Raw genomic sequence first — 13,265 nt, forward strand, 5'->3', positions numbered from 1 at the left:
ATGAGAACAGTAGGCTTAGTAGCCGCCCTGATGGTATTGACAGGATGTCAAATGCTCAAGGGCAATAAAGAAGATGCTGCGCCTTTAGCGTCAGTTAACGCGAAACCTAAAATTACCCAAGATTTTTGTTTTTATGCTCAAGCACCAGAATCATTTGAGCACAATTGCGACCCCTCGTATTGGTTAAATTTGTGGTTAGAGGCGGGAAGTACCAATTGGAGTGAACGAAAGGCGGCGGTTAAAGCGCTAGGTACAACCGAATTTGATGTACTAACTGCATATATCTACACCTTGCCAAACGATACGCCATATCAAGATCGTCTAAGAGCTCAACTGGCTTTGAATGAAGTGGCTGGGGAGTTTACGCCACTGGCTCAAAAGGTTGTATCCACCGTTGCAGGTGCGCAGAACAATCAACAAATGGAACTTGAGTCAGCACTTGTTGTATTGGAAAAAGAAAATACCTCTCGTGCACAGCAACTTGAAGCGCTTAAAAGCGAAACGGACACGCTAAGAAAAAAACTAGAAGAACTGTTGCAAATTGAAGCAACACTGATGGACAAAAATAGGAGTACACAACAATGAGCGAGCAAGCCGGCACTAACCCAAACTTATTGTTGGTAGATGACGACAAGAGCCTATTGAGACTATTGACTATACGCTTGGAAGGCGAAGGTTATACTGTGACGGCAGTAGAAGATGGTCAGTCAGCATTGAGAAAACTGCAAAACGACAATTACGATGTTGTACTAAGCGATTTGCGCATGCCAGGTTTAGACGGCCTAAGTCTATTTGAAGAAATCATGGGTATTCGCAAAGATATTCCTGTCATCCTTATGACTGCTCACGGCACAATTGCAGATGCTGTAGCGGCAACCCAGCGCGGTGTATTTGGTTTTCTTCCTAAGCCTGTCGATCATGATGAGCTTAGAGCATTGTTGCAAAAAGCGCTGAGTCAGTCACAAGCGGCACAACCAGGAGACTGGGCAAAAGATATTATTACTCGTTCCCCCGAAATGCTGAACGTATTAGATCAGGCCTACCGTATTGCCCAGCGCGAAGTGTCGGTACTAATCAGCGGTGCAAGCGGAACAGGTAAAGAACTTCTAGCTAACGCCATTCACAAAGCAAGTAACAGAAGTGATAAACCTTTTGTTGCGATCAACTGTGGCGCCTTGCCCGAGAACTTACTTGAATCTGAGTTATTTGGTCACGCGAAAGGCGCGTTTACGGGCGCGGTTGCTGCGCATCCTGGATTGTTCAGAGAGGCCGACGGCGGCACGCTATTTTTAGATGAAATTGGCGATATGCCAATGACACTTCAAGTTAAGTTGCTTCGTGCGCTTCAGGAACGCCAAATTCGCCCTGTCGGAAGCAGTAAGCATGTGGACATCGATGTTCGTATCATTTCGGCAACCCATAAAGATTTGCACAAAGAAATGGAAGAGGGAACGTTTCGTGAAGATCTCTACTACCGTCTCAATGTGGTAAACCTCAAACTACCATCGTTGAAGTCGAGAAGTGAAGATATTCCACTATTAGCCCGCTCACTATTACAGCAAAGTGCGCAGCGCCATGGTGTGAACGTAAGCCAGTTTTCTGACGACGCTATGCAGCAACTCGTTACCTCTTCATGGCCGGGTAATGTACGTCAGTTAGTTAACGTGGTAGAGCAATGCGTAGCGTTAACACAAACGCCGGTAATTCCGCTTCACCTTGTTGAGCAAGCGCTGTCTGCAACCAAGCAAAGTTGGCCAACACTCACAGAAGCACGCGATGCTTTTGAGCAGCAGTACCTGCATAAACTGTTAAAAATGACAGATGGGAATGTTACGCGTGCTGCAGAGCTTGCAGGTAGAAACCGCACCGATATGCATAAGCTGATGAAAAAACACGAACTTGATGCCGCTGACTTCAGATAGAAATAGGCAAGTCAAAAAAGTAAGAAAAACGCATCACTTTTTGTGATGCGTTTTTCTTTGTTCCTTAAATGCTTAGCTAGAACAACGCATCCTGCTCAGGTTGATGCTTAATCGCAAGATTATTAAGTAGGTGAATTGTTTCGTCTTCGTTGTATAAATCAATAAACTGCTGAGCTAACCAAGGGGCGTCTTTATTGTCTGGTCGATGGCAAAAGAAATACACGTCTTTACCTTCATTTTGCCATTGTTTCACTTTTTTCACCCATGGCAGTAAGCAGCGCCTGTTGTCGTCATCCACGTCATTGCCCACAAAGCGTACAATAGGTGTATCACCTGTAGCGATAACATTTACAGGTACACGGGGCTTTTTCTCTCTGACATCTTCTAGCATTGCACGTCTACTTGTTCCTCCTGCATCCACAGGCCCAGTAAAGAGCGCTCGGGTGTCCATAATGACTCTATTTGCACTGCGGCTGATCAAAAGCTGATTAAGCGCCTTTTCCTCGTCACCCTTAGCGAAAAAGGCTAAATGCCGTACTTCCACTGCGACGTTTAATTCTTGGGGCAGTGCTGCTAAAAACGTATCTAAATCGGGCAGCTTTTCTGGCCCAAATGAAGCGGGCAGTTGAAGCATCATTACCCCTAGCTTTTCTTTCAAAGGGCTTAACAAGGAAAGCTGTTGAGCAACCTCTTCGTCACAGTGTTTTAACTGATGTACATGGGTAATATTCTGGTGGAATTTAAAAGCAAACCGAAAGTGTTCGGGCACTGAATCACGCCATCTCGTTACAGCGTCTTGGTGAGGAAGAGAATAAAACGTAGTATTACCCTCAACCGTATTACATTCCTTAGCATACACAGACAAACCATTATCTGACTTGGGATAATTAGCAAACCACGTCTTTGGCCAATAGCTATGTTGCCACATGGGTAATCCAATATAGATATTTCCGCGAGATAAGGCCGATTTATGCATATTTGTCATTGGGCTTTAGGAAGCATTTGTTTATACTATGCGGCCTTTAAATCATTACATTATGCATGTAGTGGGCAGGCCAGTTAATTGGTCAGCAAGTTTACGCGAATTTAGTCAATCTAATAAGCCCTAAACAATGCTCAAATAAGCGCCACTTACACTCCATGCGAAGCAAGAAAATATATCAGGGGTCAAGGACCATGCGCACAGATTACTGTGGGAATATCGATTCATCATACATTGGACAAGAAGTCACCCTTTGCGGGTGGGTTAACAAGCGTCGCGACTTAGGCGGTGTAATTTTCATCGACTTACGCGACCGCGAAGGTATCGTGCAAGTGGTATTCGACCCAGACCTGCCAGAGGTGTTATCTGTTGCTAACACGTTGCGTAGCGAATTCTGCGTGAAGCTAACAGGTAAAGTGCGTGCACGTCCTGAAGGTCAGGTAAACAAAGATATGCGTACCGGTGAAATCGAAATTCTTGGTACTGGTCTTGAAGTGATCAATAAATCTGACGTACTTCCACTTGATTGGAACCAAGAAAACTCAGAAGAGCAACGCCTGCGTTATCGCTACCTTGACCTTCGCCGTCCAGTCATGAGCCAGCGTCTGCAGTTCCGTGCAAAAGTGACTGGTGCAGTACGTCGCTTTTTAGAAGATGAAGGTTTCCTTGATATCGAAACGCCTATTCTTACCAAGGCAACGCCTGAAGGTGCACGTGACTACTTAGTGCCAAGCCGTACCCATAAAGGTGAGTTTTTCGCATTACCGCAATCGCCACAGCTGTTCAAACAGCTTCTGATGATGTCGGGTATGGACCGCTATTATCAAATCGTAAAATGTTTCCGCGACGAAGACTTACGTGCAGACCGTCAGCCTGAATTTACTCAAATCGATATTGAAACTACGTTCCTTGATGCCGATGGCGTAATGTCAATTACTGAGCGTATGATCCGCGACTTGTTCAACAAAATGCTAGACGTTGAACTTGGCGATTTCCCTCGTATGACTTACAAAGAAGCGATGACTCGCTTTGGTAGCGACAAGCCAGACTTGCGTAACCTATTAGAGCTTACCGATGTCGCTGACCTTTTAGCGAACGTTGACTTTAAAGTATTCAGTGGCCCAGCGAACGATCCGAAAGGCCGTGTAGCTGCTATCCGCGTACCAGGTGGTGCGTCACTCTCGCGTAAGCAAATTGATGAATATACCAAGTTTGTTGGTATTTACGGCGCCAAGGGTCTAGCGTGGATCAAAGTGAACGATGCGCAAGCAGGGCTTGAAGGTCTACAGTCGCCAATTCTTAAATTCCTAACAGAAGATATCACTAATGCGATGCTTGAGCGCACGGGCGCACAAACAGGCGATATTCTATTGTTCGGTGCAGACAGCTACACGGTAGTTACTGAAGCAATGGGCGCACTCCGTCTTAAGTTAGGCGAAGATTTCGAACTGCTAGAAGGTGACTGGAAGCCTCTTTGGGTTGTTGATTTCCCAATGTTCGAAGAGTTTGATGGCCAGCTTCACGCTATTCACCACCCATTCACTGCACCTCGCGGATTAACGCCAGATGAGCTTAAAGCGAATCCTGCTGAAGCATTGTCTGACGCTTACGATATGGTTCTAAACGGTGTTGAATTAGGTGGTGGTTCTGTTCGTATTCACAATGAAGATATGCAGTCTACGGTATTCAACATTCTTGGTATCGACGATGAGGAAGCGAAGAACAAGTTTGGCTTCTTGCTAGATGCACTGCGTTTTGGTGCGCCTCCGCATGCAGGTCTTGCGTTTGGTCTAGACCGTCTAGTTATGCTTATGACAGGCGCAACGTCAATTCGCGATGTTATGGCATTCCCGAAAACGACGACTGCAGCTTGCCCATTAACGTCTGCGCCTAGCCCTGCTAACCCTCAACAGCTTGAAGAGTTAGCCATTGCGACGGTGAAGAAACAGTCGTAATTTATGGCGTATAAGAAGCCTGAATCTGCACTGGTGGTGTTGTATGACCAACACCACCAAGTGTTGCTACTGCAACGGCAAGATGATCCCACTTTTTGGCAGTCGGTAACTGGCGCGTTAGAAGAGGGGGAGTTGCCAATTGAGACCGCATACCGTGAGGTAGCAGAGGAAATTGGCATCGACGCTAAAGCGCATGGCTTTGTGGTCAATGACCATAAAAAGCAGAATCAATACGAAATCCGTAGTCGCTGGCTACATCGTTACCCCCCCGGCACGATTTACAATACCGAGCATGTATTTTCCCTTCAAATAGATAGTGAAATTCCGTTGACGCTAACTGAGCATTTACAGTACCAATGGGTGTCTAAAGACGAAGCGCTAGATAGGCTTTGGTCGCCGTCAAACAAAGAAGCAGTATCTTTGTTTGTACCGAGTATGCGTTAATGGTTATACTGGGTATAGATCCAGGTTCTAGGATCACAGGCTACGGTTTAATTGCTCGTAAGCAAGGTAAATTAGTTTACGTTGCAAGTGGTTGTATTCGCGTTGGCACAGCCGAGTTACCGGCACGACTAGCCAATATTTACACTGGAATTGGCGATATTATTCGTCAATACAACCCATCACAATTTGCTATTGAGCAGGTTTTTATGGCGAAAAACCCTGACTCAGCGCTAAAACTCGGGCAAGCAAGAGGGGCAGCTATTGTTGCGGCAACGCAGGCAGCGCTTCCGGTGGCTGAGTACAGCGCCAGACAAATTAAACAAGCCGTGGTGGGCAAAGGCAGTGCCGATAAATTGCAAGTTCAGCACATGGTTAAGCATTTACTGAATTTAAGCGGTACTCCACAAGCTGATGCTGCCGATGCACTCGCCGTTGCGCTGTGTCATGCGCATACCGAGCAAAGCTTAATAAATATGGCTGGGCAAGCGCGCAAAACAGTGCGCGGACGCTTGCGTTAATCTTATTTTCCTAGAACCCGTCTTCACAATACTGGGGTGTAACTACGCGTAGTGTCGCTCGACCGATAGTACGTAAAGCACCGAAAAATGAGTTTATAAAGAGACAGCACATGATTGGACGAATTCGCGGTACGTTGGCTGAAAAACAGCCTCCAGAAATTCTTGTAGATGTGGCTGGCGTTGGTTATGAAATTCATATGCCGATGACAAGCTTCTATCAATTGCCAGCAGTGGGAGAAGAAGTCATTGTTTACACACACTTTGTCGTGCGAGAAGACGCCCAATTGTTATTTGGCTTTGCTGATAAGATGGAACGAGGCCTGTTTAGAGAGTTAATTAAGGCCAATGGCGTTGGACCAAAGCTGGGTTTGGCAATTCTGTCGGGTATGTCTGCATCACAATTTTTAGCGAGTGTACAAAACGAAGATGTTTCGGCACTGGTTAGTTTACCAGGTATAGGTAAGAAAACGGCAGAACGATTAGTGGTTGAACTGAAAGACAGGCTGGCCAAATTTGGCAAAGCGCAGAGTATTGCCGTGCCTCCCCCCAGTGGTGATTTATTGTCTGCGAATACCATCGTTGCAGTCAATGATGCTAGAGAAGAAGCACAAAGTGCATTAATTGCATTAGGCTATAAGCCTGCACAGGCAAGTAAATTGGTGGATAGTGTGTACAATGATGGTATGGAAAGCGAAGCGCTTATTCGCGAGGCGCTCAAAGCAGCCCTTTAACGCATAGTACAAAAGTGTGCTAGCTGGTGATATGCAGTTGCACAAAGTATTGTTTTAAGTAGATATATTATGATTGAAGCAGACAGACTGATTACGCCAGATGCAAATACGGAAGACGAGGTAATCGACCGCGCTATTCGCCCCAAAATGTTAGCGGATTACACTGGGCAGCCTCACGTGTGCGAGCAAATGGAAATTTTTATTCAGGCTGCCCGTAATCGCGATGATGCGCTAGACCACTTGCTTATCTTTGGCCCTCCTGGTCTGGGTAAGACAACACTCGCTAATATTGTTGCCAATGAAATGGGCGTTAATATTAAAACCACATCAGGCCCGGTATTGGAAAAAGCGGGTGACTTGGCAGCATTGCTGACCAACCTTGAGCGCAACGATGTGTTGTTTATTGATGAAATTCATCGTTTAAGCCCTGTCGTGGAAGAAATTCTCTACCCTGCTATGGAAGACTATCAGCTTGATATCATGATTGGTGAGGGGCCTGCTGCTCGTTCTATTAAGCTTGATCTCCCTCCTTTCACTTTGGTGGGTGCTACAACGCGCGCAGGCTCACTGACATCTCCATTGCGAGACCGATTTGGTATCGTTCAGCGCCTTGAGTTTTATTCGGTTAAAGATCTCACAAGCATTGTGGCTCGCAGTGCCAGCTTTCTGAATCTTGATATGAGTGAAGACGGCGCACAAGAGGTAGCGCGTCGCTCTAGAGGTACGCCTCGTATTGCTAATAGACTTTTGCGTCGTGTACGTGATTACGCTGAAATAAAAGCTGACGGAACGGTAGGCGCTGACATTGCAGCGAAAGCATTGGATATGCTTGATGTAGATAAAGAGGGCTTCGACTACATGGACCGTAAGTTGCTTACTGCTATTATCGAGAAATTTGATGGTGGTCCAGTGGGGCTTGATAATCTAGCGGCAGCAATTGGCGAGGAAAAAGAAACGATAGAAGATGTGATCGAGCCGTTTCTTATTCAGCAAGGCTTCTTACAACGCACTCCGCGCGGACGTATCGTGTCTAACCGCGCCTACCTACACTTTGGCTTTACGCCATCAAAATAAATAACGCAATGCTAGGCGAGTATGATGTTGCGCCTAGCGAGAAACAGGCAAAAAAAAGCCCGCTCAGAGAGCGGGCTAAAACAACAAGTGTTGAAGGAAATAAATCCAGGGAACTCATGTCTAACAGGAGAATGTCTCTTGCATGACCGTGCTTCGCACCATCACGCTCTGTATGACTGATGCTGTGCATTATAGAGTGACCTGAAAAAACCACAATTGAGTAAAATTGTTCTTTCGCATTAAAAAAACTAATGTGTTAAAAGTATGTTTACCAATGGTATAATTTTGATTAAAAGTCCGCTTTCATGGGCTTTGAGGGCTAAAGCGGTACTGCATTTTATCGTATTATCTAGGCCGTTTAACGGTAACTTGGATTAATAATTTTCTTGGTAAGGGAATAGTTATGCATCTACATCAGGTAAGAGTGTATTACGAAGACACCGACGCAGGTGGAATTGTGTACTACGCCAATTACCTAAAATTCATGGAGCGTGCGCGAACAGAGTGGTTACGCGGGCTTGGATTCGAACAAGACACATTAATGGAACAATCTGTCGCTTTTGTCGTCAAACGCGTTGAGATGCATAACTATGCGCCAGCGCGATTTAACCAACTGTTGAGTATTGAGTCTCACGTTGTAGAATTGAAAGGCGCTAGTATGACGTTTCAACAAATCATAAAAAATGAACAGGGCAGTAAATTGGTATCTGGAGATATTCAAGTAGCCTGTGTCGATTTGGCGACCATGAAGCCAAAACGACTACCACGTACTTTGTTAGGGGAAATTTCGCGTGTCATCTGATCTTACATTTATTGGCTTGTTTCTACAGGCAAGTTTTATTGTTCAACTGGTAATGTTGTTACTACTGAGCGTGTCTGTTGCATCATGGACATTTATCTTTCAGCGCAGCAAAGCGCTGTCGGCAGCGCGCACAGAGATGCGCCAGTTTGAAGATAAGTTCTGGTCGGGTGCCGATCTCAATCGTCTTTATCAAGAGTTATCTGCTCGAACTAACCTAACTGGAATGGCGAGTATATTCTGTGCAGGTTTTAAAGAGTTCGTTCGCTTGCGTAAATCTAATACCGCGACCAATGGTATTGTGGATGGCACATACCGCGCTATGCGTGTGTCTATGTCACGTCAAGTTGAAGAGCTTGAAAGCCGCTTACCCTTCCTTGCGACTGCAGGCTCAATTAGCCCTTACATCGGACTATTTGGAACCGTGTGGGGCATTATGAATGCTTTTATTGCGCTAGGCGAAGTACAGCAAGCAACGCTAGCAATGGTTGCACCGGGTATTGCCGAAGCGCTTATTGCCACTGCAATCGGTCTATTTGCGGCTATCCCTGCGGTTATAGCGTACAACCGTTTTAGTCACCAAGTAGAGAAGCTTGAAAATAGCTATGGAAACTTTATGGAAGAATTCTCAGCCATTCTTCATCGCCAAGCGGTTGCTGCGCAAGCACAACAACAAGCCTAAGCGTCTACATCACGAAGCGGAGGACTTGTTATGTACGTAAGAAAACGTCGCCGACCAGTATCTGAAATTAATGTTGTGCCATACATCGACGTGATGCTGGTGCTGCTTATTATCTTTATGGTAACGGCTCCCCTTATCTCTCAAGGGGTTAAAGTAGACTTGCCGAAGGCGAGTGCTAATCCTATTGAGCAAGAAGATAACCCACCTATTATTGCGTCAGTAGACGTGAAGGGGCGCTATTTCTTGAATGTCGGTAATGATCAAGAGTCACCAATTAGTAAAGATGAGTTGGGTGCAATTGTAAAAGCGCAGTTAACCAAAGAGCCAAATACGCCTGTGGTTGTTAAAGGCGATGGCCAAGTGGCTTACAATGAAGTCATTCAGCTCATGGTACTCTTGCAGCAAGCCGGTGTGCCCTCAGTAGGCCTAATGACTGATCCAGTCGAGTAACCAGGAAATGGCGAAGCCTGAAATGTCGACGACGACAGTTAAAAAAACCTCGAGCAAGATAAGCCCAGAACAACTTGGCTTGTACAAGTCATTGGGCTTGCATGCTGTTATGGCTGCACTGTTGCTAATTAGCGTCAGTTTTTCGCCTGATCCGTTACCCAGCCTCCCAAATAATGCGCCGGTTATTGAAGCTACGTTTATTGATGCTCAAGCCATTGCGGATCAAAAGCGTGCGCAAGCACAGGCAGAGGCGCAAGCTCGCGCCGAAGAGCAAGAGCGCCAAAGAAAAGCACAAGCAGCGGCTGAGAAAAAACGCCAGCAAGCCCTTGCAGCTAAGCGTGCAAGAGAGAAACGAGAAGCTGAAGCCGCAGAAGCAAAACGCCAGAAAGAACTCGAACGACTTGCTGCACAGAAAGAGCAAGAGCGTAAAGAGCGTGAGGCGCAAGCAAAGGCGGAGGCTGAACGAAAGAAAAAAGAAGCCGCTGAGCGCGCAGAAATGGAAAGGATAATGCAAGAGCAATTAGCACAGGAGCGTGCTGCGCAGCAAGAGAGGCGCAGAAAGCAGGTGCTAACTGAAGTAGAGGAGTATACAGCGCGAATCCAACAGACTATTAAACGCAATTTATATTCTGATGATAGTTTTGAAGGCAAAACATGCCGATTGAATATCCGGCTAGCGACAACAGGATTTGTGACGAGCATTCGGGTACTAGGTGGTAATGAGGCCTTGTGTCGAGCCGCTGAAACAGCGGTACGACGTGCAGAGAAATTGCCAGTGTCAGAAGCGCCGGATGTGTACGAACAACTTAAAGACATTACGTTAAAAGTGGAATTATAGTGGTATGAAAAAATTAGGATTATGGATAGCGCTTATTACCGTGGCTTTCAGTGCCAAAGTATTTGCTTCCTTAGAAATTGTGATTACCGAAGGTGTCGACAGTGCACGCCCTATCGGTGTTGTACCATTTAAATGGAAAGGGCAGGGCGCCATGCCTGGTGACATCTCGAAAGTGATTATGGCTGACCTGATGCGCAGTGGTAAATTTAACCCTGTAGCGGTTGATAAAATGCCACAGTACCCTGAAACCGCTGATGAGGTAAGCTACACCGCGTGGGCAACGCTGGGTGTCGATACTGTGTTAGTGGGGAGTATTGAAGAGCAGGGTGCAAATCGATATTTGGTAACCTATCAATTAATAGACATATTGAAAGGCCAGCTTGATGGCGGCCAGTCAAAAGTACTTAAAGATGGTGTATTGGTTACCAGCAATGACCATGTAATTGTGGCGCGCCAAGCTGCGATTAACGGCAATGACTTTCGTCAGTACGCACACCGCATTAGCGATATTGTTTATGAAAAACTAACAGGCGTGCGCGGAGCGTTTCTTACCAAAATCGCCTATGTGATCGTGCGCGACAGAGACACAGTAGAAAAACCATATCAGTTGGTGATTGCCGATTATGACGGCGAGAACGAAACTCGATTGCTATCGTCGCCTGAGCCGTTGATGTCGCCTGTATGGTCTCCTGACGGTGAAAGGCTTGCATACGTTAGCTTTGAAAATCGCCGTCCACAGATATACATTCAAAACATCTATACCAGTGAGCGTGAGCGTATTACGGACTTCCCTGGAATAAACAGTAGTCCAGTGTTTTCACCAGATGGCAAGCAACTTGCAATGGTTCTGTCGAAAGATGGTAATCCAGAGCTGTATGTGATGGATCTGGCGACCAAAAACTTGCGCCGTATCACCCGTAATAGAGCGATTGATACAGAGCCTTCATGGCTTCCAGACGGCAGTGGTTTAATATTTAGCTCTGAACGGGGTGGTAAACCCCAGATATATAGCGTAAATTTAAATTCTGGGAAAGTAAGGCGAGTTACCTTTGTAGGTGAACAGAACCTTGGCGGTACAATTTCTCCAGACGGCAAGCAGATGATTATGGTTAACCAGACAAATGGTAACTATCATATTGCTAAGCAGTCTTTAGATGGCGGTTCACCACAAGTACTGACACGGACGTACTTAGATGAGTCACCAAGTGTAGCGCCGAATGGAAGCATGATAATATATAGCACCCTGCATGAAGGCACCCAAGTGTTGTCACTGGTATCTCTTGATGGGCGCTTTAAAGCTAGGTTACCAGCAGCCAATGGGCAAGTTAAATCGCCGAGTTGGTCACCATTTTTGTTCTAACAATTTAACGACTAAACAATAAAATTTAAGGATTAGTAGGATGCAAATGAATAAAGTGATGAAAAGCTTCATTATCGCCTTGCCAGTAGTGACAATGATGGCATGTTCGTCAGGCCCTAGCGATGAAGAGTTAGCAGCAGAACGCAACCGTCTTGCACAAGAGCAAGCTGCAGCCGAAGCAGAAGCACGTGAAGCAGAAGCACAGCGCGTTGAAGCTGAAGCCGCTCAGCGCATGAAGCGTCAAGAAGAGATGGTTCAACAAGAAATGGAAGCGCTGAAAAACGAACAGACCGTTTACTTTGACTTCGACCGTTCAAGCATTAAGCCTGAATTCCAACGTATTCTTGACAAGCACGCTGCATTCTTGGTGAAAAACCCAAGCATGAAAGTAACTATCGAAGGTCACACTGACAGCCGTGGTACACCTGAGTACAACATTGCACTAGGTGAGCGTCGTGCTCAATCTGTTGAAACTTATCTGCTTAACGCAGGCGTAAGCAGCAGCCAAGTATCTGTTGTATCTTACGGTGAAGAAAAGCCAGCTGTGATGGGTTCTACTGAGTATGCATTTGCTCAAAACCGTCGCGGAGTGGTTGTATACCGCTAATGATTATTCTAGCGAATAAAACATTAAAACTGGGCGTCACGTTAAGTGCCGCCCTTGCTGTTTCTACTGCATTTGCACAGGCCCCTGTGGTTAACGCTAATGGCGGCGGTGAACTAGAACAGCGTATAGCAGTACTGGAACGCATAGTAAAAAGTCGTACTGAAATGCAACATCGCTTGCAAACTCAGTTAGACAACATGCAGATGGAAGTTGACCAGCTGCGTGGTGCTGTTGAAGTGAATACCAATGAACTTCAAAAAGTGTTGGAACGTCAGCGTGAACTGTATCTAGAAATAGACAAGCGTGTAGAGGCGTTAAAGCAGGGTGGAGCGCTACAAGGTAATGCAATGCCAAGCGCGGGTGTAGAAACCCCAATTTCAAGCACACCTGCTGTAACCACACCACAAGCGCCACAAGCAGGTGAGGATGAAGCGTACGAAAATGCGGTGAATCTTATTCTGAAGTCGCGTGAGTACGACAAAGCCATTCCTGCATTTCAGTCGTTTATTCAGCGCTTTCCTAATAGCAGTTACGCACCAAATGCGCACTACTGGCTAGGGCAGTTGTTGTTTAATCAACAAAATTGGAGTGAAGCGAGTGAACAATTTAATATTGTTGCTAATCGTTTCTCAGATTCTGCAAAACGACCCGATGCATTGCTTAAGCTTGGTGTGATTGCAGAACGTACAGGAGACGCTTCTTCGGCTCGCCAATTACTGCAACAAGTTATCAATGAATATCCAAATTCCTCGGCAAAACGCCTAGCAGAATCTCGATTAAATAACTTGTAGTGAACAAAGCCTCTTTTAAAGAGGCTTTTTTGTGTCTTTCTGAAAATAAATATTTATAAAATGAGAGACAGACTGCACAATTCTTCTGCACTTATTTTTGTGTGCTCACGTA

15 protein-coding genes are annotated in these 13,265 nt (G+C 45.8%); 14 read left to right on the forward strand and 1 reads right to left on the reverse strand.

What is annotated here, in order from left to right; all coding sequences use genetic code 11:
• Both OZ660_RS06400 and OZ660_RS06405 read left to right on the forward strand, forming a co-directional pair.
• A complete protein-coding gene (locus OZ660_RS06400) occupies positions 1–585 on the forward strand; it encodes a hypothetical protein (RefSeq protein ID WP_274742922.1) in 585 nt (194 codons plus the stop codon).
• The gene (locus OZ660_RS06405) at positions 582–1,922 is read left to right on the forward strand and encodes a sigma 54-interacting transcriptional regulator (RefSeq protein ID WP_226432770.1); all 1,341 of its coding nucleotides are present in this window, start codon (positions 582–584) and stop codon (positions 1,920–1,922) included. Before OZ660_RS06400 ends, OZ660_RS06405 begins: the two co-directional genes overlap by 4 nt.
• Before the next feature lie 76 nt (positions 1,923–1,998).
• Here the strand turns inward: OZ660_RS06405 and OZ660_RS06410 are convergent, their stop codons facing one another.
• Positions 1,999–2,898 (reverse strand): DUF72 domain-containing protein, encoded by a 900-nt coding sequence (locus OZ660_RS06410; protein ID WP_274742923.1) that lies wholly within the window; start codon positions 2,896–2,898, stop codon positions 1,999–2,001.
• Between the two features lie 200 nt (positions 2,899–3,098).
• On the opposite strand from OZ660_RS06410, the gene aspS reads away from it, so the two are divergent.
• The 12 genes from aspS to ybgF all read left to right on the forward strand — a co-directional run bounded on the left by aspS (position 3,099) and on the right by ybgF (position 13,153).
• Complete coding sequence (gene aspS, locus OZ660_RS06415) at positions 3,099–4,859, forward strand: aspartate--tRNA ligase (protein ID WP_274742924.1); 1,761 nt, start codon at positions 3,099–3,101, stop codon at positions 4,857–4,859.
• Positions 4,860–4,862: 3 nt separating this feature from the next.
• A complete protein-coding gene (nudB, locus tag OZ660_RS06420) occupies positions 4,863–5,303 on the forward strand; it encodes a dihydroneopterin triphosphate diphosphatase (RefSeq protein WP_274742925.1) in 441 nt (146 codons plus the stop codon).
• On the forward strand, positions 5,303–5,821 hold the full coding sequence (gene ruvC, locus OZ660_RS06425; protein WP_274742926.1) for a crossover junction endodeoxyribonuclease RuvC: 519 nt from the start codon (positions 5,303–5,305) through the stop codon (positions 5,819–5,821). Before nudB ends, ruvC begins: the two co-directional genes overlap by 1 nt.
• A 110-nt stretch (positions 5,822–5,931) precedes the next feature.
• Positions 5,932–6,552: a Holliday junction branch migration protein RuvA gene (ruvA, locus tag OZ660_RS06430; protein WP_159623075.1), complete on the forward strand. Its 621-nt coding sequence runs from the start codon at positions 5,932–5,934 to the stop codon at positions 6,550–6,552.
• A gap of 69 nt (positions 6,553–6,621) precedes the next feature.
• On the forward strand, positions 6,622–7,626 hold the full coding sequence (ruvB, locus tag OZ660_RS06435; RefSeq protein WP_274742927.1) for a Holliday junction branch migration DNA helicase RuvB: 1,005 nt from the start codon (positions 6,622–6,624) through the stop codon (positions 7,624–7,626).
• A 403-nt stretch (positions 7,627–8,029) separates the two neighbouring features.
• Positions 8,030–8,428: a tol-pal system-associated acyl-CoA thioesterase gene (ybgC, locus tag OZ660_RS06440; RefSeq protein ID WP_159623071.1), complete on the forward strand. Its 399-nt coding sequence runs from the start codon at positions 8,030–8,032 to the stop codon at positions 8,426–8,428.
• Positions 8,418–9,107, forward strand: a complete 690-nt coding sequence (tolQ, locus tag OZ660_RS06445; protein ID WP_202264541.1) for a protein TolQ — start codon at positions 8,418–8,420, stop codon at positions 9,105–9,107. The genes ybgC and tolQ overlap by 11 nt, the downstream gene beginning before the upstream one ends.
• 30 nt (positions 9,108–9,137) lie before the next feature.
• A complete protein-coding gene (gene tolR / locus OZ660_RS06450) occupies positions 9,138–9,557 on the forward strand; it encodes a protein TolR (RefSeq protein ID WP_159623067.1) in 420 nt (139 codons plus the stop codon).
• Between the two features lie 7 nt (positions 9,558–9,564).
• Complete coding sequence (gene tolA / locus OZ660_RS06455) at positions 9,565–10,395, forward strand: cell envelope integrity protein TolA (protein WP_274742928.1); 831 nt, start codon at positions 9,565–9,567, stop codon at positions 10,393–10,395.
• A 4-nt stretch (positions 10,396–10,399) separates the two neighbouring features.
• A complete protein-coding gene (tolB, locus tag OZ660_RS06460; RefSeq protein ID WP_159623063.1) occupies positions 10,400–11,755 on the forward strand; it encodes a Tol-Pal system beta propeller repeat protein TolB in 1,356 nt (451 codons plus the stop codon).
• 40 nt (positions 11,756–11,795) lie between these two features.
• Positions 11,796–12,362, forward strand: a complete 567-nt coding sequence (pal, locus tag OZ660_RS06465; protein WP_274742929.1) for a peptidoglycan-associated lipoprotein Pal — start codon at positions 11,796–11,798, stop codon at positions 12,360–12,362.
• On the forward strand, positions 12,362–13,153 hold the full coding sequence (ybgF, locus tag OZ660_RS06470; protein WP_226432776.1) for a tol-pal system protein YbgF: 792 nt from the start codon (positions 12,362–12,364) through the stop codon (positions 13,151–13,153). Before pal ends, ybgF begins: the two co-directional genes overlap by 1 nt.
• Positions 13,154–13,265 lie beyond the last annotated feature (112 nt).

The organism is Alteromonas sp. 009811495 (genome assembly GCF_028865455.1).
GTDB lineage: Bacteria > Pseudomonadota > Gammaproteobacteria > Enterobacterales > Alteromonadaceae > Alteromonas.

Coding starts and splice junctions, on each gene's coding strand:
- OZ660_RS06400 (WP_274742922.1), top strand. CDS start 1: ATGAGAACAGTAGGCTTAGTAGCCGCCCTGATGGTATTGACAGGATGT.
- OZ660_RS06405 (WP_226432770.1), top strand. CDS start 582: ATGAGCGAGCAAGCCGGCACTAACCCAAACTTATTGTTGGTAGATGAC.
- OZ660_RS06410 (WP_274742923.1), bottom strand. CDS start 2,898: ATGCATAAATCGGCCTTATCTCGCGGAAATATCTATATTGGATTACCC.
- aspS (WP_274742924.1), top strand. CDS start 3,099: ATGCGCACAGATTACTGTGGGAATATCGATTCATCATACATTGGACAA.
- nudB (WP_274742925.1), top strand. CDS start 4,863: ATGGCGTATAAGAAGCCTGAATCTGCACTGGTGGTGTTGTATGACCAA.
- ruvC (WP_274742926.1), top strand. CDS start 5,303: ATGGTTATACTGGGTATAGATCCAGGTTCTAGGATCACAGGCTACGGT.
- ruvA (WP_159623075.1), top strand. CDS start 5,932: ATGATTGGACGAATTCGCGGTACGTTGGCTGAAAAACAGCCTCCAGAA.
- ruvB (WP_274742927.1), top strand. CDS start 6,622: ATGATTGAAGCAGACAGACTGATTACGCCAGATGCAAATACGGAAGAC.
- ybgC (WP_159623071.1), top strand. CDS start 8,030: ATGCATCTACATCAGGTAAGAGTGTATTACGAAGACACCGACGCAGGT.
- tolR (WP_159623067.1), top strand. CDS start 9,138: ATGTACGTAAGAAAACGTCGCCGACCAGTATCTGAAATTAATGTTGTG.
- tolA (WP_274742928.1), top strand. CDS start 9,565: ATGGCGAAGCCTGAAATGTCGACGACGACAGTTAAAAAAACCTCGAGC.
- tolB (WP_159623063.1), top strand. CDS start 10,400: ATGAAAAAATTAGGATTATGGATAGCGCTTATTACCGTGGCTTTCAGT.
- pal (WP_274742929.1), top strand. CDS start 11,796: ATGCAAATGAATAAAGTGATGAAAAGCTTCATTATCGCCTTGCCAGTA.
- ybgF (WP_226432776.1), top strand. CDS start 12,362: ATGATTATTCTAGCGAATAAAACATTAAAACTGGGCGTCACGTTAAGT.